A 24,178-nucleotide genomic window follows, 5' to 3' on the forward strand; every position below is an offset into this window, starting at 1 on the left:
CGACATGCTGCGCGGCGACCTGACCGACGCCGAGCTGGAGGCCTACGTCGAGGAGCGCGTGCTCACGACGACGCTCGACAAGGTCACCGCCTGGGCGCAGGGCAACTCGATGTTCCCGGCGACCTTCGGGCTCGCCTGCTGCGCGATCGAGATGATGTCGCTCCCGGGCGCGCGCCTCGACATCGGCCGTTTCGGCTTCGAGGCCTTCCGCGCCTCGCCGCGCCAGGCCGACATGCTGATCCTGTCCGGCCGCGTCTCGATCAAGATGGCGCCGATCGTGCGCCGCATCTACGACCAGATGCTCGAGCCGCGCTGGGCGATCTCGATGGGCGCCTGCTGCTCGTCGATGGGCGTCTTCAACAACTACGCGATCGTCCCGGCCGACAAGTTCATGCCGATCGACGTCCACGTCCCCGGCTGCCCGCCGCGGCCGGAGGCGCTCGCGCACGCGATCCTGAAGCTGCGCTCGAAGGTCCAGGGCAACCCGCCCAGAGGCTGGCGCGAGCGCTACGAGGCGATCGGCACCGAAGAGGTCGTCGGCTCGGCCGACCGCCCCGGCGTCAACGCGATCAACGTCTTCCAGTCCGGGGAGACGCAAGGTGCCTGACGCGACCGGCCTCGAGCTGATCGCTCAGGAGATCCGCCAGCGGCACCCCGAGGCGATCCTCGACACCGTCTTCTTCCGCGAGGAGGCGACGATCGAGATCGCCCCCGCCGACGCGCGCGACGTGCTGATCGCGCTGCGCGAGCAGGGCTACGGCTTCCTCGCCTCGCTGCACGGGGTCGACTACTACCCGGATGAGCCGCGCCTGTCGGTCCACTGGCAGCTGCTCGACATGACCACCGTCGACCGCATCTGCGTCAAGACGCGGATGCCGGTCGAGGAGGCGCACGTCGCCTCGGTCGTCGACCTGTGGCCCGGCGCCAACCACCCGGAGCGCGAGGTCTACGACATGTTCGGCGTCGTCTTCGACGGCCACCCGGACATGCGCCGGATCCTGATGCCCGAGGACTACGAGGGCCACCCGCAGCGGCGTGACTTCCCGGTCGGCGGCGAGCCGGTCATCTTCACCTACAACGAGGACAAGATCCCGGGGTGGACGCGATGAGCACCGTCAGCGACTACCGCAAGCAGGAGGAGTCGGTCTCCTACTCCGCCGAGCCCGCCGGCATGGGGCTCGAGCAGGAGCTGATGACCGTCAACATGGGCCCGCACCACCCGTCCACGCACGGGGTGCTGCGCCTGATCCTGACGCTCGAGGGCGAGATGGTGCGCGACGTCAAGCCGGTCATCGGCTACGTCCACACCGGCATCGAGAAGACGGCCGAGCAGAAGGCCTACTGGAAGGTCATCCCGGTCGTCGAGCGGATGGACTACCTCTCCTACTACTTCAACGCCTACGCCTTCTGCGGCGCGGTCGAGAAGCTGCTGGAGTGCGAGGTGCCCAAGCGCGCCCAGTACCTGCGCGTGATCCACATGGAGCTGAACCGGATCATGTCGCACCTGGTCTGGCTCGGCACGAGCTGCATCGACCTCGGCGCGATCGGCATGTGGTGGTACGCCTTCCGCGAGCGCGAGGCGGTCCTCGACCTGTTCGAGATGTCCTCCGGCCAGCGCATGCACACGCGCTACTTCCAGGTCGGCGGCGTCATAGAGGACATCCCGCGCGGCTGGGCCGAGCGCGTGAAGAGATTCACGAAGGAGATGCGCAGCCGCTCCGAGCAGTACAGCGCGCTCCTGGACAAGAACGAGATCTTCCTGCAGCGCATGCGCCACACCGGCGTCGTCGACGAGAGAACGCTGCTCGGCCTCGGCGTCACCGGCCCGCTGCTGCGCGCGACCGGCAACCCGTGGGACCTGCGCAAGGCCGCGCCGTACTGCTCCTACGAGGACTTCAGATTCCGCATCCCGGTCGGGACCGAGGGCGACAACTACGATCGCTATCGCGTCCGCCACGCCGAGATCCTCGAATCCTGCGAGATCATCGACCAGGCGCTCGACGGCCTCCCCGAGGGGCCGCACATCACCGAGGACCGCAAGGTCGCGCTGCCGCCGCGGCACGAGCTGGCGACCTCGATGGAGGCGCTGATCCACCACTTCAAGCTCGTCACCGAGGGCTTCCGCGTCCCGCCGGGCGAGGTCTACAACCCGATCGAGTCGCCCCGCGGCGAGCTCGGCTGCTTCGTGCGCTCCGACGGCTCCTCCAAGCCGGCGCGCGTGCACATGCGCGATCCCTCGTTCGTCAACCTGCAGGCGACGGCCGACGCGACGCGCAACACCTACATCGCCGACCTCGTCGCGACGCTGGCGATGCTCGATCCCGTCCTCGGAGGAGTGGACCGCTGATGGCTGAGCAGTCTTCAGCCGTGGCTCGGTACGGCCACGGCTCGCGCATCCCTGGCTGGGACGACTCGGTCGATCTCAGCAAGGACCCGGCCGTCGTCCCCGACCCGGCCACGACGCCCGTCCCGGACGAGCTGCGCGCGCAGATCGAGGCCGCGATGGCGAAGTACCCGAACTTCCGCTCGGCCGCGATCCCGGCGCTGCACGCGGCGCAGGACCTGCACGGCTGGTGCTCGCCGACCGCGATCGAGCAGGCCGCCTGCGTGATGCGGCTGACGCCCGGCTACCTGACCGCCGTCGCGACCTTCTACGACATGTTCGAGACGAAGCCCGTCGGCCGCCAGCGGGTCTACGTCTGCACGAACATCTCCTGCTCGCTGCGCGGCGGCAAGGAGATGCTGGAGGCCGTCAAGGCCGCCGCCGGGGACGACCCGGACCTCAACGTGCGCGGCTTCGAATGCCTCGGCGCCTGCGACATCGCGCCGATGGCGTCGGTCAACGGCGAGTTCGTCGGGCCGCTGGAGCCGGCCGACGCCGAGCAGCTGATCGCGGACCTCAAGGAAGGCCGCGAGGTGCTCCCCGACAAGCAGCTTTCCCGGCGCGCCTGCGCCGACCCAGGAGCGAGATCCGATGGCTGACAAGCTTCTCTTCGACCGCATCGACGAGCCCGGCCTCGACACGATCGAGGTCTACAAGCGCCGCGGCGGCTACCAGCAGCTCGAGCGCGCGCTGAGAATGACGCCCGAGGAGGTTCTCCAGAACCTGCTCGACTCCGGCCTGCGCGGCCGCGGCGGCGCCGGCTTCGCGATGGGCAAGAAGGTCTCGTTCCTGCCCAGAGGCGGGATGGACAAGTACCTCGTCTGCAACGCGGACGAGTCGGAGCCGGGGACCTTCAAGGACCGCGAGCTGATGCAGAAGTCGCCGCATATGCTGATCGAGGGCATGGTCATCGCGGCGTACGCGGCCGGCGCCAACCGCTCCTTCATCTACATCCGCGGCGAGTACGAGCTGCAGGCGATGAAGCTGGAGGCGGCGCTGATCGAGGCGCGCGAGGCCGGCTACCTGGGCGAGGACATCCTCGGCTCGGGCCACTCGCAGACGCTCTACCTGCACCGCGGCGCCGGCGCCTACATCTGCGGCGAGGAGACCGGCCTGCTCGACTCGCTCGAGGGCAAGCGCGGCAACCCGCGCCTGAAGCCGCCGTTCCCGGCCAACCAGGGCCTCTACCAGGGCCCGACGCTGATCAACAACGTCGAGACGCTCGCGACCGTCCCGCACATCATCCGCATGAGCGGCACGGAGTACGCGAAGCTCGGCGTCGAGAACTCCGCCGGCACGAAGCTGATCTCGATCTCCGGCAACGTCCAGAGACCCGGCAACTACGAGATAGAGCTGGGCATGAAGGCCAGAGACATCATCTACGGCCTCGCCGGCGGTCCCGAGCCGGGCCGCGAGATCAAGTTCTGGTTCCCGGGCGGCTCCTCCTCGCCGGTGCTCAAGCCGGAGGACCTCGACCGCGGCTACGACTTCGACTCGATGGCGAGAGCGGGCTCGATGCTCGGCTCCGGCGCGATCATCGTCGTCGACGACTCCAACTCGGTCGTCGACGTCGCGCTGACGCTGGCGAAGTTCTACAGACACGAGTCGTGCGGCAAGTGCACGCCGTGCCGCGAGGGCACCAACTGGACCGTCAAGATGCTCGAGCGGATCCACGCCGGCGACGCGACGCCGATGGACCTCGACATCATCGCCTCGGTCCAGGACCAGATCATGGGCAACTGCCTCTGCGTCCTCGGCGACGCGATGGCGATGCCGCTCTCCTCGATGGTCGCGAAGTTCCGCGACGAGTTCGAGCAGTACATCGAGGACAAGCGCGCCGCCGCCGGTCTCGGCGAGATCCCCGAGCCGACTCCGATCGAGATCGCAGGAGCTGCCGCGTAATGCCCCGTCCCGAAGAGAGATTCGTCACGTTCTCGATCGACGGGCGCGAGGTCAGCGCCCCCGCGGGCGTGATGCTGGCCGACGGCGCCAAGTACGGCGACATCGAGATCCCCGTCTTCTGCTACGAGCCGAAGCTCGGCGCGCCGGTCGGCGCCTGCCGCATGTGCCTCGTGGAAGTCGAGGGCATACCGAAGCTGCAGACCGCCTGCTCGACGCCGGTCAAGGACGGCATGGTCGTCCACACGCAGACGCAGCGCGTGAGAGAGGCGCAGAACTCGGTCGTCGAGTTCCTGCTCGTCAACCACCCGCTCGACTGCCCCGTCTGCGACAAGGGCGGCGAGTGCCCGCTGCAGGACATCACCTTCGGCTGGGGCCGCGGCATCTCGCGGATGGTCGAGCCCAAGCGCCACTTCAGAAAGCCGGTCGAGCTGTCGCCGCTGATCGCGATCGACCGCGAGCGCTGCATCCTCTGCTACCGCTGCGTGCGCTTCTCGCAGGAGGTCAGCGAGGACTACCAGCTGATCCTCAACGAGCGCGGCGCCTCCTCGTTCGTCGGCACCTTCGACGGCCACCCGTACGTCGCGCCGTTCAGCGGCAACATCGTCGAGCTGTGCCCGGTCGGCGCGCTCACCTCGCGCGCCTACCGCTTCCGCGCGCGCCCCTGGGACATCGAGGGCTCCGGCTCCGTCTGCACCCACTGCCCGGCGCAGTGCAACGTCGAGTTCACCGTCCGCGACGAGCGCGTCCTGCGCGTGCTCGCGCGCGACAACCACGGCGTCGACGACGGCTGGCTGTGCGACAAGGGCCGCTTCGCCTACCAGGCGATCCACAGCGACGAGCGGATCACCGAGCCGCTCGTGCGCAACCCCGACAGCGGCGAGCTGGAGCCGGCGACGTGGGAGTACGCGCTCGACGTCGCCGCCTCCGCGATCGAACAGGCCGGCAGCTCGGTCGCCGCGATCGCCGGCGGCACGACGACCAACGAGGAGGGCTTCCTCCTCCAGCGGCTGGTGCGCGCGGTCGGCTCGGCCGACCTCGACTCGCGCGCCGGCCTGCCGCCGGTCCCGGCCGAGACGCAGCGCGCGCTCGCCGCGCCCGCGCTGCAGGCGACGATCCCGGACATCGAGTTCGCGCACACCGTGCTGCTGCTCGGCACCGACCCGATCGACGACGTCGCCTCGCTCGACCTGCGGATCCGCAAGGGCGTCCGCCGCAACGGCGTCAAGCTGGCCGTCGCGACGAGCCGCCCGAGCGCGCTCGACGCCAATTCGAGACTGTGGCTGCGCTACGCGCCCGGCGCCGAGCACGCCTTCGTGGCGGCGCTGGCGGCGGCCGTCGGCGGTGCCGACGGCGTCGAGGCGCTGTGCGAGAAGGCCGACGCCGACCCGAAGGCGGTCGCCGCGCTCGCGCAGCTGCTGCAGGACGGCGGCGAGGATGTCGTGATCGTCTGGGGCCAGCGCATCGGCGCCGCCCCGCTGCCGTCGCTGCTGAACCTGGCGGCCGCGCTGAGACTGGGCGAGCGCGCTGGCGCCGGCCTGATCGAGGTGCCGGTCGGCGGCAACGCGCGCGGCCTGCGCGAGGTCGGCGTCCAGAGCAACGCCGGCCCCGGCCTGAAGGACGCGAAGGCCGGCAAGAGCGCGCACGAGATCGCGCAGCAGGCGGCCGACGGCAAGCTGACGACGCTCTACCTGCTGCACGCCGACCCGGTCCGCGACTACGCCGACCGGCGGCTGTGGGAGCGCGCCCTGCAGGGCGCCGAGGCGGTCGTCGCGCACGCGACGCTGCTGAGCGACGCCCTGCGCGCGACCGCGACCGTCGTCTTCCCGGCCGAGTCCTACGCGGAGAAGGAGGGCACGATCGTCAACCTCGACGGCCGCGTCCAGCGCCTTCGCCCCGCGATCGGCCGGCCCGGCTCGGTCCGCGCCGAGTGGCAGGTGCTCGCCGACGTCGCCAAGCGCGCCGGCCACGACCCGCAGGTGCTGACCGGCCCGATCGTCACGCAGCAGGTCGTCGCCGCCGTCCCGTTCTACGGCGGCCTGACGCTGGAGGAGATCGGCGGCAAGGGCGTCCGCTGGCAGGAGCGCGACGCGGCCTCGGCCGCGCCGGAGGCGCCCGCCGGCCCGTTCGAGGCCGGCGAGCCGCTGGCCGCGCCGAGACCGAACGGCGCGCTGCGGCTCGGCACCTACCGTTCGATCTGGGCGGCGCCCGAGGTCGAGGTCTCGCCGGCGCTGAAGTTCCTGACCGCCAAGCAGCAGGCCGAGATCTCACCGGTCGACGCCGACCGCATCGGCGTCGACAACGGCGGCCGCGTGACGGTCAGCGCCGGCGACGTGAGCGTGCTGGCGAGCGTCTTCGTGCGCGGCAACGTCCCCGCCGGAACGGTCTTCCTCGCCGAGGCGACCGCTGAGCAGTCCGCGACCGAGCTGCTGGGCGGGGAGCCCGGGCTCGTGGAGGTCCGTCCCGCATGAGCAGTGTGCTGACCTTCGCCACGGTCGGGTTCGCCGAGGCCTGGTGGATCCAGATCATCAAGGCGGTGATCATCTTCCTCGTCGGCTTCACGCTCGTGCCGCTCGCCCTGATGCTGGACCGCAAGCTGATGGGTCGCATGCAGATGCGCTACGGCCCCAACCGCGTCGGCCCGTTCGGCGCGCTGCAGCCGATGGCCGACATCGGCAAGCTGCTGTTCAAGCAGCAGTTCCGCCCGAGAACGTCGGTCGGCTTCCTGTTCGCCGTCGCGCCCGCGATCTCGATGGTCTGCGCGGCCGGCGCCTTCGCCGTGATCCCGTTCGGCAACACCGTCGACATCTTCGGCAAGGAGGTCGGCCTCTACGGCATCGACGTCTCGATCGGGATCCTCTTCGTCTTCGCCTTCAGCGCCCTGTCGGTCTACGGGCTGATGCTCGGCGGCTGGGCGTCGGGCTCGAAGTACTCCTTCCTCGGCGCGATGCGCTCCGCCGCCCAGCTGATCTCCTACGAGGTCTCGATGGGCCTCTCGCTCGTCGGCGTCGTGATAACCGCCGGCACGCTGTCGCTGACGGGGATCGTCGAGGCGCAGGCGGGCATGTGGTTCATCGTCCCGCAGCTGGTCGGCTTCCTCATCTTCCTGCTGGCCGCGTTCGCCGAGACGAACCGCCCGCCGTTCGACCTCACCGAGGCCGACGCCGAGCTGGTCGGCGGCTACTCGACCGAGTACGGCGGCGGCCGCTTCGCCGCCTACTACGCGGCCGAGTACTTCCACCTCGTGATCGCCTCCGCGATCGCCGTGACGATGTTCTTCGGCGGCTGGATGCTGCCGTTCGGGATCGACCCGCCGCAGTGGGTCGACCCGATCGTCGTGATCGTCAAGACGGTGCTGGTCGTCTGCTTCTTCATCTGGGCGCGCACGACGTTCCCGCGTCCGCGCTACGACCAGCTGATGTCGCTCGGCTGGAAGATCCTGCTGCCCCTGGCCACGGCGAACGCGCTCGTGACCGCAATCCTCGTGGTGGTGACCCACTGATGGCCTGGACCCCCGGCGACGACGTCATCGCCGTTCAGCGCGCCCCGGAGCCCGGCGGCGCCGGCGGCGCCTACCGCGCCTTCGGCGAGACGCTCCGCGGCCTCAAGACGACCTTCGCCCGCATGCTGGAGAGACCGGTCGTCTACCAGTACCCGGAGCAGAAGCTGCCGGTCTACCCGCGCTTCCGCGGTCGCCACAAGCTGCACAGATTCTCCGACACCGGCCTGGAGAAGTGCGTCGGCTGCTCGCTCTGCGCCGCCGCCTGCCCGGCCGACTGCATCCGCGTCGTCGCGGCGGAGAACACGCCCGAGCACCGCGTCTCGGCCGGCGAGCGCTACGCCGCCGTGTACGAGATCAACCTCTCGCGCTGCATCTTCTGCGGCTACTGCGAGGTCGCGTGCCCGTTCGACGCGATCACGATGGGCCACGACTACGAGATGTCCGACTACAACCGCCAGGACCTCATCTTCACGAAGGAGATGCTCCTGGCCGAGCCGCTCGAGCGCACGCCGCTGCGGACCGAGGACGAGTAGGCGAACCTCATGTCCGCTGTCATCTTCTTCATCGCGGCGATCGGCGCGCTCGCGGGCGCGATCGGCGTCGTCACGCTCAGAAACCCCTTCTACAGCGTGCTGTCGCTGGTCGGCCACCTGATCTCGCTCTCAGCGCTCTTCCTGCTGCTGCGGGCCGAGTTCCTCGCCGCCGCGCAGGTGATCGTCTACGCCGGCGCCGTCACCGTCCTGTACGTCTTCGTCGTCTCCTACGTCGGCGACGGCACCGTCCCGCTCGGCCCCGGCGGCCTGCGGCTGCGCAACGTCTCGATGCTGTTCGTCGGGATGCTGTTCGTCGAGCTGGCGATCGCGATCCTCGGCTCCGGCCTGAAGGCGATCGACGGCAAGGGCGCGCCCTACGTGCTCGGCTTCGGCTCGCCCGAGTCGATCGGCGAGGCGCTGCTGACGAAGTTCCTGCTGCCGTTCGAGCTGGCCTCGCTGCTGCTGCTCGTCGCCGCCGTCGGCGCGGTCATGCTCGCGCGCCGTCGCGCCGGCGGCCGCACGCTGGAGGACATCGCCTACGACGACACGCGCTACATCACGCCGCGCACGCTCTTCTCCGGCACGATGGCCGAGGCCGTCGGCGCGCTGCACGCGCCGCCGGAGGACCCGCGCGAGACCGCGCGCCAGACGGCGCCGTACGTCCCGCCGTCCAAGCGCGAGCCGGTCCCGACTCCCGTTGCCGACGACGACGCCAAGGAGGACTGACCCATGGACATCGGTTGGTACCTGGTCGTCTCGGCCCTGATCTTCTGCATCGGCTTCGGCGGTGTGCTCACGCGGCGCAACCCGCTCGTGATCCTGCTCTGCCTGGAGCTGATGCTCAACGCCGCGAACCTGTCGCTGATCGCCTTCTCCCGCATGCACGGGAACGCGGACGGGCAGATCTTCGCGCTGATCGTGATGGTCGTCGCCGCCTGCGAGGTCGCCGTCGGCCTCGGCCTGATCGTCGCGATCTTCCGCCGCAAGCTGCCGATCGACGTGGATGAGCTGAAGGAGCTTCAAGGGTGAGCACTACGACCTGGGGCTGGCTCGTCCTCGCCTTCCCGCTGGCGGGGACGATCCTCATCGGCCTCGGCCACAAGCGGCTGGGGAGAGGGCCCGCCGGTGCGATCGGCACCGCGGCGATCCTGCTCGCCTTCCTGTCGGCGGTCGCCGCGCTCGTCTCGCTGCAGGACCACGAGAGAGAGCACCGCCAGCTCGTCTCCTCGCTGTGGGACTACGCCGTCACCGGCTCGATCGACGCGAGACTGGCGATCCTGGTCGATCCGCTGTCGGTCTTCATGATGCTCGTGATCACGGGCGTCTCGACGCTGATCCACCTGTACTCGACGAGCTACATGAAGAGCGACCGCGGCAACGCGCGCTACTTCGCGTACCTGAACTTCTTCGTCTTCTCGATGCTGGTGCTGGTGCTGGCGGCGAACTTCTTCCTGCTGATCGTCGGCTGGGCGTTCGTCGGCGCCGCCTCCTACCTGCTGATCTCCTTCTGGTACCGCCGCGAGACGGCGACCAAGGCCGGCATCAAGGCGTTCGTGATCAACGTCGTCGGCGACGTCGGCCTCGTGCTCGGCACCTTCTTCATCCTGCGCCACAGCGGCACGCTCGACTTCCTCGGCACCTTCAGAGCGGTCGAGGAGGGGGCGTTCGCGTCCCACAACGGGGCGCTCGTGGCCGGCTGCCTGCTGCTGCTCGTCGGCGCCTTCGCGAAGTCGGCGCAGATCCCGTTCCACACCTGGCTCCCGGACGCGATGGAGGGCCCGACGCCGGTCTCCTCGCTGATCCACGCCGCGACGATGGTGACCGCGGGCGTCTACCTGATCAGCCGCATGCACCCGCTCTTCGAGCACGCTCCGGCGGCCGCCGACGTCGGCGCGATCGTCGGCTGCGTCACCTTGCTGGTGGCCGGCACGATCGCGCTCGTCCAGACCGACATCAAGCGCGTGATCGCCTACTCGACGATGTCCCAGATCGGCTACATGATCATGGGCGTCTCGGCCGGGGCCTACGCGGCCGGCATGTTCCACCTGCTGACGCACGCCTTCTTCAAGGCGCTGCTGTTCATGGCGGCCGGCTCGATCATCGGCGCGATGGCGGGCGCCCAGTCGCTCGACAAGATGTCCGGCTTCAAGAGATCGATGCCGTTCACGTTCGGCTGCTTCGTCGTCGGCGGCCTCGCGCTGTCGGGCGTGCCGCCGTTCTCCGGCTTCTTCTCCAAGGACGAGATCCTCGCCTACGTCGGCGCGCGCGGCGACTGGTACGTCGTGCTCTACATCGCCGGCTACGTCGGCGCCTTCCTGACCGGCATCTACACCTGGCGGATGATCTTCCGCGCCTTCTTCAACAGACCGTCGCCGGAGGCGGTGGAGCTGGAGCACGGGCACATCGCCCACGCCGAGTTCCCGACCAACCCGGCCAACGGCGAGCGCGAGGACACCGAGGTCGGCTTCCCCGGCCCGGAGCACGTGGTCGCCGAGCGCGAGATCCCGATGAAGGTCGCGATGGGCCTGCTGGCGCTCGGCGCGACGATACTCGGGGCGCTGCAGATCCCGTTCGTCTCGCACGTGATCGAGAGCTTCCTCGAGCCGTCGTTCGAGGACTCGACGCTCTACAGCAGCATCCACCCGAGCGACGGGCTTGTCTGGTTCGGCATGATCCTCGGCACGGTGCTCGCGCTGGTCGGGATCGCGATCGCCCACTTCATCTGGGTCCGCAAGCCGGGCACGTCGGCCGCGATCCAGGCGCGCTTCAAGGCCGTCCACACCTTCCTGTGGCACAAGTGGTACTTCGACGAGCTGATCGACTTCCTGATCGTGCGGCCGTGGAGCGCCCTCGGCACCTTCTGCCGCACCTGGTTCGAGACGGTGATCGCCGAAGGGCTGCTGATCGGCGGCACGACCGGTGTCGTCAAGGCCGGCTCGCAAGCGGTCCGCACGCTGCAGACCGGCTTCCTGCGCTACTACGCCGCGCTGCTGCTGCTCGGCGGAGCGGGCGTCGTCCTGTACTTCCTGATCCAGAGCTCGTGAGGCAGAGCTGATGACTCTCTCGATTCTCATCTGGCTGCCGCTCGTCGTCGCCGTCCTCGGGGCGATCCTCGGCGCCAAGGTCGCGCCGAAGCTGTCGCTGGTCGGCTCGCTCGTCACGCTCGGGATCGCGATCTCGTTCGTCGTCCGCTTCAAGAGCGGCGAGGACGGCCTCCAGTTCGTCACCGACACCTCGTGGATCTCGACGCTCGGGATCTCCTACAAGCTCGGCGTCGACGGCCTCAACGTGCTCCTGCTGCTGCTGGCGGCCTTCCTCTTCGCGCTCGTGTTCGTCTACGCGAACCTCAGAGAGTGGGAGCGCCCCGGGCTCTTCTACTTCTGGCTCGGCGTCGCGCAGACGGCGGTGCTCGGCGCCTTCGTCGCGCAGGACCTGATCCTGTTCGTCGCCTTCTTCGACCTGATGCTGATCCCGTTCTACTTCCTGACCGGGATCTGGGGCAACGGCACGCGCGAGGAGCGCGTCCGCGGCACGCAGAAGCTCGTCATCTACACGCTCGTCGGCTCGCTGCTGATGCTCGTCGCGGCGATCGCGACCGGCGTCCTGACGGCCGAGCAGCACGACACGAGACTGAACTTCGCGATCTCGGCGCTGCAGGAGCTGCCGCTCTCGAAGGGCTCGCAGGAGTGGATCTTCCTCTGCTTCGCGGCCGCCTTCCTCGTCAAGATGCCGGCCTTCCCGCTGCACGGCTGGCTGCCCGACGGCTACAAGGCGATGCCGCTGCCGGCGCTCGGCGTCTTCTCCGGCGTGCTCTCGAAGGTCGCCGCCTACGGCTTCCTGCGGATCGTGCTGCCGGTCTTCCCGGACGCCTCGGTCCACTTCCAGGAGCTGCTGCTGCTGATCGCGCTCGGCTCGATCCTGTATGGCTCGGTGATGGCCTTCTCGGCGCAGAACGTGCGGCTCGTCGTCGCCTTCTCGTCGGTCGCGCAGATGGGCTTCATCACGCTCGGCATCTTCGCCCTCAACGAGGACGGGGCCCAGGGCGCGCTGCTGCAGATGGTCAACCACGGTCTCGTGACCGTGCCGCTGTTCTTCATCGTCGGCCTGCTGGCTGCGCGTGCCGGCGGCTCGGAGGAGATCAAGGACCTCGGCGGCATCGCCTTCCGCGCGCCGGTGCTGGCGACGCTCTTCCTGATCGTCTCGCTGGCGACGCTGGCGATGCCCGGCTCGGCCAACTTCGCGGGCGAGTTCCTGATCCTGCTCGGCGTCTTCAACGCGAAGGCCGCGTTCGCCTTCTTCGCCTCGATCGGCGTCGCGCTGGCGGCGGTCTACATGCTGCGCGCGTTCATCAAGTCGATGCACAACCGCGTCAACCCGAGCGTCGACTCGCGTGAGATCTCCTTCAGCGACCTCGGCGTGCTGCTGCCGTCGGTCGTGGTGATCCTGGCGCTCGCGCTCTACCCGCAGTTCGGCTTGAAGAAGAGCGAGCAGACGACGAAGCAGACGGTCGCGCAGGTGCAGGCGAAGACCGGTCAGCTGACGGCAGACAAGACCTCCGAGGAGCAGAGATGACCTCCGCGCTCACGCTCGCGGCCGCCAGAGGGCCGCACATCGACTGGGCCGGCCTCTCGCCGTTCGTCTCGCTCGCCGCCGGCGGCGTGCTGGTGCTGCTGATCGGCATCTTCCTCGGCAAGTCCGCGCGCAACGGCACGGCAATCCTGTCGCTCGTCTCGCTCGCCGCCTTCATCGGCCTGTCGGTGTGGCAGTTCGGCGAGAACAAGTCGATCGTCAGCGACGCGCTCGCGATCGACGACCTGACGCTGACGCTCGCGTTCGTGCTCGGCGCGACCGGCATCGCCGCGGTGCTGCTGTCGTGGCGCTCGAAGGCCGCCGAGGTCGCCGGCCACCCGGAGTACTACGCGCTGCTGCTGCTGTCGATCCTCGGCATGCTCGTGCTGATCGCGACGCAGAACCTGGTGACGCTGTTCGTCGGCTTCGAGCTGCTGTCGATCCCGCTCTACGTCCTCTGCGCCGCGGAGTTCCGCCGCGAGGGCTCGCTGGAGTCGGGCCTCAAGTACCTGATCGTCGGCTCGGTCGGCTCCGCGACGCTGCTGTACGGCCTCTCGCTGCTCTACGGCGCGACCGGCTCGACTGACTTCAGCGGGATCGCGAGAGCGATCGCCGACGACGGCATCCGCACCGACGTGCTGCTGCTGTCGGGCGTCGGCCTGACGCTCGTCGGCCTCGCCTTCAAGGCCTCGGTCGCGCCCTTCCACCAGTGGACGCCCGACGTCTACCAAGGCGCGCCGACGCCGATCACGGCCTTCATGGCGGTCGCGACGAAGGTCGCCGCCTTCGGCGTGCTGCTGCGCCTGTTCGACGTCGCCCTGCCGGGGATCTCGAACGAGTGGGGCCCGGCGGTCGCCGCGCTGGCCGCGATCACGATCATCGTCGGCAACGTCGGCGCGCTGGCGCAGACGTCGCTGAAGCGGATCCTCGCCTACTCCGGCGTCGCCCAGGCCGGCTACCTGCTGGCCGGCGTCGTCGTCGGCACGCAGCTGGGCGCGAAGGCGACGGTCTTCTACCTCGTCATCTACGCCGCGATGAACATCGCCGCCTTCTCGGTCGTGATCGCGCGTGAGCGGGCCTCGGTCCACGGCGACGAGATCTCCTCGTTCGCCGGCCTCGGCAAGTCGCAGCCGCTGCTCGCCTGGCCGCTGACGGTCGCCTTCCTCGGCCTCGCCGGCATCCCCGCGACGGCCGGCTTCATCGGCAAGTTCTACTTGATCGACGCGCTCGTCTCGGGCGGCTACGCGTGGCTCGCGATCGTGCTCGTCGTCGGCTCGATGATCTCGCTCGGCTACTACCTGAAGGTGATCGCGGCGATGTGGATGGGCGATCCGGAGCCGGCCGCCGCGGCCGCCGCGCCGGTCGCCGCCCCGGGCGCGCCGCCGATCATGGCCGGCGGCTCGCAGGAGGCCGACGAGCTGGTCGAAGAGCCGCAGCTGGAGCTGTTCGCCGTCGCCTGGCTGGCGACCGCGGTGATCGTCGTCTTCGGCATCGTGCCGCAGCCGCTGTTCGAGCTGGCCGGCAAGGCCGGCGAGTCGCTCGTCGGGATCTTCTAGCGCGCCTCGCGCAATCTCTGGGTCCCTCAGACCCGGAGATTGCGGGTCACCAAACAGGGATCTGGCAGGCGTCGCTGCGGCGGCGCCTTGTCTTTCGCTACATTCATCCCATGAGCGGACGAATCGCACGCGGACCTTCTCTCGTCGACCAGGCGATCGAGTCGCTGCGCGGCGAGATCGAGCAGGGCGTCTGGCCGGTGGGGGAGAAGATCCCGACCGAGCCGGAGCTGGTCGAGGCGCTCGGCGTCGGGCGCAACAGCCTGCGCGAGGCGATCCGCGCGCTCGTCCACGCCGGCTTGCTGGAGACGCGGCAGGGCGACGGCACCTACGTCACCGCCACCAGCGACCTCGCCGGCGCCGTCCGCCGCCGCGTCGGCCGCGCGCAGCTGCTGGAGATCTTCGAGCTGCGGCGGGCGCTGGAGGTCGAGGCCGCGCGGCTGGCCGCGCTGCGCCGCACCGACGCCGACCTGGCCGCGCTGGAGCGGCTGCTGGCGGCGCGCGAGGCGGCCTCGCACCTGTCCGACCTGGGCGAGTTCATCGAGCTGGACGTCGCCTTGCACCGCGCGATCGTCGACGCCGCCCACAACGCGCTGCTGACCGAGCTGTACGACGACTTCGCCACCAGCCTGCGCGACGCCGTCGGCTCGACCGCCGGCGCCGGCACGACCGAGGACCAGGTCCACGCGCACGACGCGCTCGTCGCCGCGATCCGCGCTGGCGACGCGATCGCCGCCCAGGCCGAGACCGCCGTCTTCCTCGACCAGCTGATCGACGAGCTGAGCGCATGACCGCCGTCGCCGCCCCGCCGCTGCGCGACAGGGAGCGCCGCGGGCGCGAGCGGGCGCTGCTGATCGCCGGCCTCGTGCTGGTCGCCGTCAACCTCCGCTTCGCGCTCACCAGCGTCGGCCCGCTGATCGACGACCTGCGCGCCGACCTCGGCGTCAGCGGCACGACGATCGGGCTGCTCAACACCGCTCCGCTGCTGATGCTCGGGCTCGTCTCGCCGCTGGCGCCGCGGCTCGCCGCCCGTTTCGGCGCCGAGCGCGTCGTGCTCGCCTGCCTGCTGGCGATCTTCGCGGGCGTGACGCTGCGGCTGCTGCCGCCGATCGCGCTGCTGTTCGCCGGCACGCTCGTCGCCGGCTGCGCGATCGCGATCGGCAACGTGATCGTGCCCGCGATCGTCAAGCAGCGCTTCACCGACAGAGCGGCGCTGATGAGCGGCGTCCACTCGGTCGGCCTCTCCGGCGGTGCCGCGCTCGCCGCCGGCCTGACGGTGCCGATCGAGCACTGGGTCGGCGGCTCCTGGCGCGTCGCGCTGGCGCTGTGGGCGATCCCGGCGATCCTCGCGGCGATCGTCTGGCTGCCGCAATTGAAGCCGTCGCCGGCCGTCGCCGCGGCGGAGCGGGCGGAGGCCGAGAGCGAGGCCGCCGCCGCGCCGCCGCACGGTCGCCCCAACCTCTGGCGCGACCGCCGCGCCTGGTCGGTGACGCTGTTCATGGGCCTGCAGTCGCTGATCTTCTACACCAACGGCGCCTGGCTGCCGGACATCCTGCAGGCGCGCGCGGGCGCGACCGACAGCACCGCCGGCGCGCTGCTGGCGCTGACGATGGGGATGGGGATACCGGTCGGCTTCCTGACCGCCGCGCTCGCCTCCAAGCTCGACGACCAGCGGCCGCTCGCGTTCGTCGCCGCGCTCTTCCCCGCCGCCGGCTGGCTCGGGCTGCTGCTCGCGCCCGACACGCTGACCTTCCTGTGGGCGCTGCTGCTGGGGATCGGCGCCGGCGTCGGCTTCGCGCTCGTGATGGCGCTGTTCCTGCTGCGCGCGCGCGACGTCGCGCACACCTCGGCGCTGTCGGGGATGGCGCAGTCGGTCGGCTACACGCTCGCCGCGCTCGGCCCGCTGCTGATCGGCGCGCTGCACGACGTGACCGGCGGCTGGGCGCTGCCGCTGGCGCTGCTGAGCACGCTCGCGGTGCCGGAGCTGATCATGGCGCTGCGGGCCGCCGCGCCCGGCTACGTCGGCGAGTAGGCGGCCTGCCATCCTGAGAGGCGATGGCCGCCTCGCTCCCCGCCGCTCCCGACGCCGCCGCGCCGCCCGCCGACGGCGCGCTCCCCGCCGCCGCGCTCGCCGAGCTGGGCCGGCGGCCGCTGGCGATCTACGTGCACGTGCCGTTCTGCGCGACCCGCTGCGGCTATTGCGACTTCAACACGTACACGGCCGAGGAGCTGCCGGGCGGCGTCGGGCGCGGCTCCTACGCCGCCACCGCGATCTCCGAGCTGCGGCTCGCGCGTGCGGTCCTCGGCGCGGGCGAGGCGCCCGTGCCGCAGGTCGAGACCGTCTTCGTCGGCGGCGGCACGCCGACGCTGCTTGCGGCCGGCGACCTGGCCGCGATCCTCGCCGCGATCGACGAGCAGTTCGGGCTCGCGCCCGGCGCCGAGGTGACGACCGAGGCCAACCCCGAGTCGGTCTCGCCGGAGAGCTTCTCGACCCTGCGCGCGGCCGGCTTCACGCGCGTCTCGCTGGGGATGCAGAGCGCCGTCCCGCACGTGCTCGCGACGCTCGACCGCACGCACACGCCCGGCCGCCCCGCGGCGGCCGCCGCGGAGGCGCGCGCGGCCGGCTTCGAGCACGTCAGCCTCGACCTGATCTACGGCACCCCGGGCGAGTCCGACGACGACTGGCGCGCGTCGGTCGAGGCGGCGCTGGCGGCCGGCCCCGACCACGTCTCCGCCTACGCGCTCGGCGTCGAGCCGGGCACGCGCCTGCACGCGCGCGTCCGCCGCGGCGAGCTGCCGCTGCCCGACGAAGACCAGCTCGCCGACCGCTACGCGATCGCCGACGAGCTGCTCGCCGCCGCCGGCCTGCGCTGGTACGAGATCTCCAACTGGGCCAGATCCGACGGGGACCGCTGCGCCCACAACCTCAACTACTGGCGCGGGGCCGACTGGTGGGGCGTCGGGCCGGGCGCGCACAGCCACGTCGGCGGCGTGCGCTGGTGGAACGTGCTGCACCCGAGCGCCTACGCGAGAGCGCTCTCGGCCGGCCGCTCGCCCGCCGCCGGCCGCGAGCTGCTCGACGCCGAGACACGCCGCTTCGAGCGGATCATGCTGGAGACGCGCCTGCGCGAAGGGCTCGACACCGCGCTGCTGCGCCCCGACGGCCTCGCCGCCGCCCGCCGCGCCGCCGCCGACGGGCTCGCCTCGCCCGAGGCGCTCGCCGCCGGCCGCGTGCTGCTGACCCGCGCAGGCCGGCTGCTCGCGGACGCGCTCGTGCGGGACCTGGTCGACTAGCGATCGCGTGAGCGAACCGTCTCGCGGCGCTGGACCCGATCCGATCCCGTTCGAAGACGACCCGGTCTGGTCACGGGATCGGATCGTGCCCAGCATCCACGATCCGGCCACGCTCACGCGACCGCTCGCGCACCTCGTACACGCAGGCGAAGTTGCCGCTCAAGATGTGCGCGACGCGTCTGACGTCGGCGTCCGGCAGCACCTCGCGCAGGAACGACAGCTCGGTCGAGCAGGCGTGGCCGTAGCGTCTGGCGACCGCGAGGATCGCGCAGTTGTGCTCGCGCAGCAGGAAGCCGGCGCCGTCCTCGGTCGGCTCGATGTCGGCGAGGTAGCCGTCCTCGTCGAGCACGCGCGCGACCTCGGCGACCGCGGCCGCGAAGCCGAGGTCGGCGACGCGCTCCCTCACACGCGCGACGCGTGCGTCGCGGCGGCGTTCGAAGGCGCGTCTGACGACGCCCGGGTCCTCCTCGGCGAGGTGGTCGAGCAGCTCCAGCGTCAGCTCGCCGTAGGCTTTCGGGAAGAGCGCCTCGGCGGCCGGCCCGAGCGCGTAGCTGCGACGGGGCCGTCCGGGGCCGGCGCGCTCGTCTCTGTGGACGACGAGATCGGCCGCCGCGAGGCCGCTCAGATGCTGGCGAACGGCGCTGACGGTGATCCCCAGCTCCTGCGCCAGCTCCTCCGCGCGCGCCTCTCCGCGCTTGCGCAGGGTGACGAGCAGCGCCCTGCGGGTAGGTGCAAGCTCTGCGAGGACTGGACCGAGCGCCGGTTGCATGTATGTTTGAACAGTAGCGACTGTCTATATCCGCCGAGGACCACGAAGGAGCCCTAGATGGCCTACGAGCTTCCCCCGCTTCCCTACGCCTATGACGCGCTGGAGCCCCACATCGACGAGGCGACCCAGCAGTTTCATCACGACAAGCATCACGCCACGTACGTCAACAGAGCCAACGAGGCGCTCGAGGGGACGGAGTGGGCTGACAAGCCGGTCGAGGAGCTGCTGAAGAACCTCGACAAGCTGCCGGCCGACAAGCTCAACGTCCTCAGAAACAACGCGGGCGGCCACTACAACCACACGCTCTGGTGGGAGTCGCTCTCGCCCGACGGCGGCGGCGCCCCGACGGGCGACCTCGCGGCCGCGATCGACAGCGCGTTCGGCTCGTTCGACGAGTTCAAGGCCAAGGTCGAGGCCGCCGGCGCCGGCCGCTTCGGCTCCGGCTGGGCGTGGCTCGTCAAGGGCGACAGCGGCCTCGAGGTCACCTCGACGCCGAACCAGGACACGCCGCTGGCCGACGGCAAGACGCCGCTGTTCGGCATCGACGTGTGGGAGCACGCGTACTACCTGAAGTACCAGAACCTGCGTCCGGCCTACCTCAAGGCCGTCTGGAACGTGGTGAACTGGGACAAGGTCGCCGAGCGCTTCGCGGCCGCCTCATGACCTACGTCATCGCGGAGCCCTGCATCGGGACGAAGGACGTCTCGTGCACCGAGGTCTGCCCGGTCGACTGCATCCACCCGACCCAGGACGAGCCCGGGTTCGCCGAGGCCGAGATGCTCTACATCGACCCCGAGGAGTGCATCGACTGCGACGCCTGCGTCGAGGCCTGCCCGGTCGACGCGATCTTCCCGGAGGACCTGCTGCCTGAGCAGTGGGTCGACTACGGGCAGAGAAACGCCGCGTTCTTCCAGAACTAGAGGAGCTGTCCGCACGTCGCTCTGGCAGTCAGAGCGGCGTGCGCTCCTCTTCCTCCAGCATCGCCCGCAGGCGCCTCAGCGCGCTCGCGATGCGGGACTTCACGGTGCCCAGCGGTATCCCCGTGTGGGCGACGATCTGACTCTGGCTGAAGCCCATGTGGAAGTGCAGCCGCACGACCTCGGCCTCGACCGGCGACAGCCGCGCCAGCATCCCGTCGACCAGCATCCGGTCGACGACGTCGGTCGACGGCTCGCGCTCCCAGCAGGTGACGCCGCGGTCCTCGGTCGCGTCGGCGGGGTCGAACGGCTCCGGCACGCGCCTGCGCAGATGGTCGATCGCGCGCGAGCGGGCGATCGTCGCCAGCCAGGTGCGCAGCGACGCCCGCTGCGGGTCGTAGGAGTCGCAGCGCAGCCATGCCTCCAGCAGCACCTGCTGGAAGACGTCCTCGGCCGCGTTGCGATCCCCGAGCGTGTCGGAGATCTCGGCGAGCGTGCGCGGGCCGTACTCGGCGTAGAGCGCGCGGACCGCGTCGGGGTCTCCGCGACGGAGGCCGTCGGCGATGCGAAGCTCGGTGGTTGACGGGCTGCTTCGGCGCATCGGGGGCATGTCCACTGTCGCAGCTCACGCGGCGGGCAACGGTATGGCGTCGGTAGGAGTTGGCGCGTCGACCGGGCTTAACCACAGAAACTTGGACAGACGTATCGGGTTTGACATGCATTCGGTGGGACGCTTAGGTTCCACTGGAGGAGATCCCCCCAATTGAAAGGACTCGTCATGAGATCGAGGTACGGTTGGCACGGCCGCCTCGCAGTGGCGATCGGCGTTGCCGCGACGGTCGGCGTCGTTGCAGCTCCCGCCAACGCGGCGACGACGGTCAGACTCAGCGGTGGCACGACCACGCTGAAGCTCGACAAGAAGACGGCGAGAGCGCTCAAGGGCGCTGGCATCACCGTCTCGGGTTCGACGAAGTTCAAGATCAGCGGTGGTTCGATCGACCCGGCGAACGCCAAGGGCACGATCGACCACAAGAGCGCGAAGCTGACGCTCAAGGCCGGCAAGACGAAGGTCACGCTCAGCGCGATCGTGCTTGACACGGCCAAGGGCACGGCGTCGGCGAAGGTCGGCAAGGCCAACCTCGCCTTCGGCACCGTCAAGGGCGGCAAGGTCACCCGCAGAGGCTTCGCGACGGACGTCTCCGGCGCCAAGCTCGGCCTCAGCAAGAAGGGTGCCGCGGCGCTCAACAGAGCGTTCAAGGTCAGAAGCTTCAAGGCCGGCACGGCGCTCGGCGTCGCGGCGATCGCGCCGACGTCGAACGAGATCGCGCTGGAGAGAGGCACGACCACGCTCACGTTCATCCCGCAGATCGTCCAGGCGCTCGGCGGCGCCGGCGTCGCGGTCGCGCCGATCGCTCCGGCGACGGCCGACCCCGCGACCGGCTCGTTCGCGTTCCCGATCAACGGCGGCGCGCTCGACACGAGAACGCTGTTCGGCTCGATCACGCACGACGGCGGCCTGAGCCTCGGCCCGGTCCCGCTGTCGAACCTGACGGTCAAGATCGGCAACCCGTCGGTGCTCGACACGAGCGTCGGCGCGATCGCCGACCTCGATCTGGCCGGCGTCCAGACGACGGTCGACCCCGCCACGCGCGCGGTCGGCGCCACGGGCGTCATCGTCAGACTGAGCCAGTTCGGCGCCACGGCGATCGGCGCCGTCTCGCCGTCGCTGGCCGGCAGACTCGCGGCCGGCACGCCGATCGCGAGCGGCTCGTTCAGCGCGACCGCGCGCTGATCGACAGCTGACACGCAGTCGTCGCAGCGCTGCGGCCCGTCCCTCGTTCGAGGGGCGGGCCGTTTCCGTTTCCGGGCTGCTCAGCCGCGCGGGACGGCCGCGCTGCCGGCGGCGGGCGCTGCCAGCAGCGCGCGCGCCTCGCCGAGCGCGCTCGTGAGCACGATCGCGTCGGCTTGCGCGAGGCGGGCGAGCGGGAGGGGCGCCTCCACGACCTGCCGGCCCGCCGCGCGCGCCGCGGCGAGCAGCCGCGCACGGCTGACGCTCGGCAGGATCCGCCCGTCGGCCGGCGCGGTCAGCAGCGTCTCGCCGGTCACCGCGATGACCGCCGCCCACGAGGCTTCGAGCACGTTGCCGGCGCCGTCGACCAGCAGCGGCGTCGCGTCGGCGTCGCCGGTCTGGTGTCGCGCCTCGGCGGTCAGCTCGTCGAGCAGGTCGCGGTCGAGCCACTTGTGCGCCCCGAGCCCGCCGGGGAGCGTGAAGGGGACGAGCGGGACCGGCCGGGTGCGGGGAGCGGTGGGGGCGGTGGCGACGGTCGTCGTCGCGTCGGCGGGGGCGAGCGCGATTCTGAGCCGGTGCGGCCCGTCCAGCCCTGATGCGGCGGCCGCGATCTCGTCGGCGAGCCCGTCGGGCAGCGTGAGCCCGTAGAGCGTTCGCGCGCTTGCCGCGAGCCGCGCGAGGTGCTCGCTCAGCGCGAGCGCAGCGCCGTCGCGCACGAGCAGCGTCTCGAAGATCCCGCGCGCCGGGTCGGGCCGGCGGCGCGGATGGCGGAGGGCGGGGGGTGGCAGGTCCGTGACCGCTCGGGTGGGGGAGGGGGCGAGCGTGCCGCCGATCGCGGCGATCAGCGGGCGCGCCTTGACGTGGCACTCCTCCAGCTCCGCGGCCGGGTCGGAGTCGGCGACGATCCCGCCGCCGGCGCCGAGCCAGAGGCGGCCGGCGGCGGCCTCGAAGGTGCGGATCGCGACGTTCAGCTCCAGTCCCGCGAGCGGGCTCGCGTAGCCGATCGCGCCGGTGTAGACCTCGCGTGCCGTCGCCTCCAGCGCGTCGATCACCTGCAGCGCATGGACCTTCGGCGCGCCGGTGACCGAGCCCGGCGGGAAGGTCGCGCGCAGCAGCGCGCCGTCGCCGACGTCGGCGCGGAGCGTGCCGCGCACCCGCGAGACGAGGTGCCAGAGGCCCGGATGCGCCTCGGCCTCCGGGACCGGCGCGGCGACGACCGAGCCGTAGTCGCAGACGCGCCCGAGGTCGTTGCGCATCAGGTCGACGATCATCACGTGCTCGGCATGGTCCTTCGGCGAGGCCAGCAGCCGCGCCCGCGCAGCGGCCGCCGACGGCCGCTCGGCGTCGCCGTCGCGCGCGATCGTCCCCTTGATCGGAGCCGTCTCGACCGCGCGGCCGCGGCGCCGCAGGAACAGCTCCGGCGAGAGCGAGGCGACTCCGCCGTCCGGCGTCGGGAAGAGCGCGCCGTAGGCCGGGTCGAGCCGCTCCTGCGCACGGCCGTAGAGGTCGATCAGGGCGTCGCCGGCGCCGGCCGCGGTCGCGTCGCCGGGCCACCCCGCCTCGAAGCGGAGGCAGATGTTCGCCTGGAACAGCTCACCGGCCGCGATCCGCTCGCGGCAGTCGGCGACCGCGGCGAGATGCGCGGCGGCGCCGTCCCCGGCGACGTGGAACTGCGGCGCCGCGGCCGCGCCGCGCTTTGTGTCAGGCGCCCCGCGGTTTGTGTCGGCCGCGCCGCGATGTGCGTCGGCTGCGCCGCGGTTTGCGTCACCCGCGCCGGCGAGGAGCGCGCGGAGGTGGTCGAGGCGGGCGGCGAGGGCCTGTTCGCGCGCGGGGCTGGCGAGCGCCTCGAACCACCAGCGGCCGGCCGGGTCGCGGTGCAGCAGATGGTCGTAGTAGGCGAGCTGGAACGGCGGCAGCGGGACCGGGCGGGGCGGAGGCGGAGGCAGCCGCTCGACCCGCCCGCCGAGCTGGAAGCCGAGCCACCCGAACCACCCGCCGCCGACGGCGTCGGCGGGTGGGGAGGCGTCGTGCGGGGCGGGGGCGCTGCCGGCGGCGTCGGCGGGTGGGGAGGCGTCGTGCGGGGCGGGGGCGCTGCCGACGGCGTCGGCGGGTGGGGCGGCGTTGTGCGGGGCGGGGGCGGCATCGGCGGGGGCGGCGGCGTCGGGAGCGAGCGGAGGCAGCGCGTCGAGCAGCGCGAAGGGGTCCTCGTCGGGGCCGGCGATGCGCAGCGGCGAGGCGCCGACGATCGCGCCGCCGCCGGCCCAGCGGCCGCTGAGCGCGAACGGCAGCGGCTCGTGCGCCAGCGCGCCCGCCGCCGCGGCGACGGACCAGTCGCCGGCGAGCGGCACGCGCAGCAGCCGCACGGCGTCCATGGCGAGGAGGATATGCGCCGCCCCGCCGCGTCGCTCCGTGCCGTCTCCGGCAGCCCCAGGCGACGTTCTCGCGAGAACCGCTCCAGCCGGCAGCACCGTCGCGCGGATACGTGCCGGCGCGAGCGATGCAGCCCGCGGCATCAGCGCGCGGTGAGGTGCCCGCGCTAGCGTTGCCGCGATGGCCGCGAACGCGCACAGCGGGGGCGAGGGGCTGGAGCTGCGCGGCGTCGCGCTCACGCTCGGCGGGCGGCCGGTGCTGCGCGACGTCTCCTGCGCTGTGCCGAAGGGAGCGGTGACGGTCGTGATCGCGCCCTCCGGCGCCGGCAAGAGCACACTGCTGCGCTGCTGCAACCGCCTGCTGGAGCCGGACGCCGGCACGGTCCTGCTCGACGGCGTCGACGTCGCGTCCGTCGAGGCGACCGCGCTGCGACGGCGCGTCGGGCTCGTCGGCCAGCTGCCGACGATGCTCCCCGGCAGCGTCCGCGACAACCTCGCCTACGGCTTGCGCAGCGGCGTCGACGCGGGCGGCCGGCGCGGCGAGCGCGCGGGCGGCCGCGGCGAGCGCGCGGGCGGCGGGCGCAGCGACGGCGCGGGCGGG

The 24,178-nt window shown here is 71.4% G+C and carries 23 protein-coding genes; 20 read left to right on the forward strand and 3 right to left on the reverse strand.

The window, feature by feature from the left end; translation table 11 throughout:
• The first annotated feature begins 4 nt into the window (after window positions 1–4).
• The 16 genes from Q7L73_RS22795 (at window position 5) to hemW (ending at window position 17,733) form a co-directional block, all read left to right on the forward strand.
• A complete protein-coding gene (locus tag Q7L73_RS22795) occupies window positions 5–607 on the forward strand; it encodes an NADH-quinone oxidoreductase subunit B (protein ID WP_304692224.1) in 603 nt (200 codons plus the stop codon).
• Window positions 600–1,109 (forward strand): NADH-quinone oxidoreductase subunit C, encoded by a 510-nt coding sequence (locus Q7L73_RS22800; protein WP_304692177.1) that lies wholly within the window; start codon window positions 600–602, stop codon window positions 1,107–1,109. Before Q7L73_RS22795 ends, Q7L73_RS22800 begins: the two co-directional genes overlap by 8 nt.
• Window positions 1,106–2,347, forward strand: a complete 1,242-nt coding sequence (gene nuoD / locus Q7L73_RS22805; RefSeq protein WP_304692179.1) for an NADH dehydrogenase (quinone) subunit D — start codon at window positions 1,106–1,108, stop codon at window positions 2,345–2,347. Before Q7L73_RS22800 ends, nuoD begins: the two co-directional genes overlap by 4 nt.
• Window positions 2,347–2,982 (forward strand): NAD(P)H-dependent oxidoreductase subunit E, encoded by a 636-nt coding sequence (locus Q7L73_RS22810; RefSeq protein ID WP_304692182.1) that lies wholly within the window; start codon window positions 2,347–2,349, stop codon window positions 2,980–2,982. Before nuoD ends, Q7L73_RS22810 begins: the two co-directional genes overlap by 1 nt.
• Window positions 2,975–4,285: an NADH-quinone oxidoreductase subunit NuoF gene (gene nuoF, locus Q7L73_RS22815; protein WP_304692184.1), complete on the forward strand. Its 1,311-nt coding sequence runs from the start codon at window positions 2,975–2,977 to the stop codon at window positions 4,283–4,285. The genes Q7L73_RS22810 and nuoF overlap by 8 nt, the downstream gene beginning before the upstream one ends.
• Complete coding sequence (gene nuoG / locus Q7L73_RS22820) at window positions 4,285–6,753, forward strand: NADH-quinone oxidoreductase subunit NuoG (RefSeq protein ID WP_304692186.1); 2,469 nt, start codon at window positions 4,285–4,287, stop codon at window positions 6,751–6,753. Before nuoF ends, nuoG begins: the two co-directional genes overlap by 1 nt.
• Entirely contained in the window at window positions 6,750–7,784 is a 1,035-nt protein-coding gene (nuoH, locus tag Q7L73_RS22825; RefSeq protein WP_304692188.1) for an NADH-quinone oxidoreductase subunit NuoH, read from the forward strand. The genes nuoG and nuoH overlap by 4 nt, the downstream gene beginning before the upstream one ends.
• Entirely contained in the window at window positions 7,784–8,317 is a 534-nt protein-coding gene (gene nuoI / locus Q7L73_RS22830) for an NADH-quinone oxidoreductase subunit NuoI (RefSeq protein WP_304692190.1), read from the forward strand. Before nuoH ends, nuoI begins: the two co-directional genes overlap by 1 nt.
• Before the next feature lie 9 nt (window positions 8,318–8,326).
• Window positions 8,327–9,043, forward strand: a complete 717-nt coding sequence (locus tag Q7L73_RS22835) for an NADH-quinone oxidoreductase subunit J (RefSeq protein WP_304692192.1) — start codon at window positions 8,327–8,329, stop codon at window positions 9,041–9,043.
• A 3-nt stretch (window positions 9,044–9,046) separates the two neighbouring features.
• Window positions 9,047–9,346 (forward strand): NADH-quinone oxidoreductase subunit NuoK, encoded by a 300-nt coding sequence (gene nuoK / locus Q7L73_RS22840; protein WP_304692194.1) that lies wholly within the window; start codon window positions 9,047–9,049, stop codon window positions 9,344–9,346.
• A complete protein-coding gene (gene nuoL / locus Q7L73_RS22845) occupies window positions 9,343–11,361 on the forward strand; it encodes an NADH-quinone oxidoreductase subunit L (RefSeq protein ID WP_304692196.1) in 2,019 nt (672 codons plus the stop codon). Before nuoK ends, nuoL begins: the two co-directional genes overlap by 4 nt.
• Window positions 11,362–11,371: 10 nt before the next feature.
• Window positions 11,372–12,889 carry a NuoM family protein gene (locus Q7L73_RS22850; protein ID WP_304692198.1) on the forward strand — a complete coding sequence of 506 codons (1,518 nt, stop codon included), beginning with the start codon at window positions 11,372–11,374 and terminating at the stop codon, window positions 12,887–12,889.
• Window positions 12,886–14,442, forward strand: coding sequence for an NADH-quinone oxidoreductase subunit N (locus tag Q7L73_RS22855; protein WP_304692200.1), 1,557 nt, complete (start codon window positions 12,886–12,888; stop codon window positions 14,440–14,442). Before Q7L73_RS22850 ends, Q7L73_RS22855 begins: the two co-directional genes overlap by 4 nt.
• Window positions 14,443–14,552: 110 nt before the next feature.
• Complete coding sequence (locus Q7L73_RS22860; RefSeq protein ID WP_304692202.1) at window positions 14,553–15,230, forward strand: FadR/GntR family transcriptional regulator; 678 nt, start codon at window positions 14,553–14,555, stop codon at window positions 15,228–15,230.
• Window positions 15,227–16,471, forward strand: a complete 1,245-nt coding sequence (locus Q7L73_RS22865) for an MFS transporter (RefSeq protein WP_304692204.1) — start codon at window positions 15,227–15,229, stop codon at window positions 16,469–16,471. Before Q7L73_RS22860 ends, Q7L73_RS22865 begins: the two co-directional genes overlap by 4 nt.
• Window positions 16,472–16,494: 23 nt before the next feature.
• Window positions 16,495–17,733, forward strand: coding sequence for a radical SAM family heme chaperone HemW (hemW, locus tag Q7L73_RS22870; RefSeq protein ID WP_304692206.1), 1,239 nt, complete (start codon window positions 16,495–16,497; stop codon window positions 17,731–17,733).
• Between the two features lie 70 nt (window positions 17,734–17,803).
• Here the strand turns inward: hemW and Q7L73_RS22875 are convergent, their stop codons facing one another.
• The gene (locus Q7L73_RS22875; protein ID WP_304692208.1) at window positions 17,804–18,502 is read right to left on the reverse strand and encodes a metalloregulator ArsR/SmtB family transcription factor; all 699 of its coding nucleotides are present in this window, start codon (window positions 18,500–18,502) and stop codon (window positions 17,804–17,806) included.
• A 57-nt stretch (window positions 18,503–18,559) separates the two neighbouring features.
• Between Q7L73_RS22875 and Q7L73_RS22880 the strand changes: the two genes are divergently transcribed.
• Together Q7L73_RS22880 and Q7L73_RS22885 are read left to right on the forward strand one after the other, a co-directional pair.
• Window positions 18,560–19,165: a superoxide dismutase gene (locus tag Q7L73_RS22880; RefSeq protein WP_304692210.1), complete on the forward strand. Its 606-nt coding sequence runs from the start codon at window positions 18,560–18,562 to the stop codon at window positions 19,163–19,165.
• Window positions 19,162–19,422: a ferredoxin family protein gene (locus Q7L73_RS22885; RefSeq protein WP_304692212.1), complete on the forward strand. Its 261-nt coding sequence runs from the start codon at window positions 19,162–19,164 to the stop codon at window positions 19,420–19,422. Before Q7L73_RS22880 ends, Q7L73_RS22885 begins: the two co-directional genes overlap by 4 nt.
• Before the next feature lie 28 nt (window positions 19,423–19,450).
• On the opposite strand, the gene Q7L73_RS22890 is transcribed toward Q7L73_RS22885, so the two are convergent.
• Window positions 19,451–20,020, reverse strand: a complete 570-nt coding sequence (locus tag Q7L73_RS22890; RefSeq protein WP_304692214.1) for an RNA polymerase sigma factor — start codon at window positions 20,018–20,020, stop codon at window positions 19,451–19,453.
• 177 nt (window positions 20,021–20,197) lie between these two features.
• Here Q7L73_RS22890 and Q7L73_RS22895 point away from each other — a divergent pair, with 177 nt between their 5' ends.
• On the forward strand, window positions 20,198–21,211 hold the full coding sequence (locus Q7L73_RS22895) for a hypothetical protein (protein WP_304692216.1): 1,014 nt from the start codon (window positions 20,198–20,200) through the stop codon (window positions 21,209–21,211).
• An 80-nt stretch (window positions 21,212–21,291) separates the two neighbouring features.
• Here Q7L73_RS22895 and Q7L73_RS22900 read toward each other — a convergent pair whose 3' ends face one another.
• A complete protein-coding gene (locus Q7L73_RS22900) occupies window positions 21,292–23,580 on the reverse strand; it encodes a bifunctional anthranilate synthase component I family protein/class IV aminotransferase (RefSeq protein ID WP_304692218.1) in 2,289 nt (762 codons plus the stop codon).
• Between the two features lie 178 nt (window positions 23,581–23,758).
• Here Q7L73_RS22900 and Q7L73_RS22905 point away from each other — a divergent pair.
• A partial coding sequence (locus Q7L73_RS22905; protein WP_304692220.1) for an ATP-binding cassette domain-containing protein occupies window positions 23,759–24,178 on the forward strand: 420 nt, incomplete at its 3' end.

This window comes from Conexibacter sp. CPCC 205762 (assembly GCF_030646155.1).
In the GTDB taxonomy this organism is placed as follows: Bacteria; Actinomycetota; Thermoleophilia; order Solirubrobacterales; family Solirubrobacteraceae; genus Conexibacter.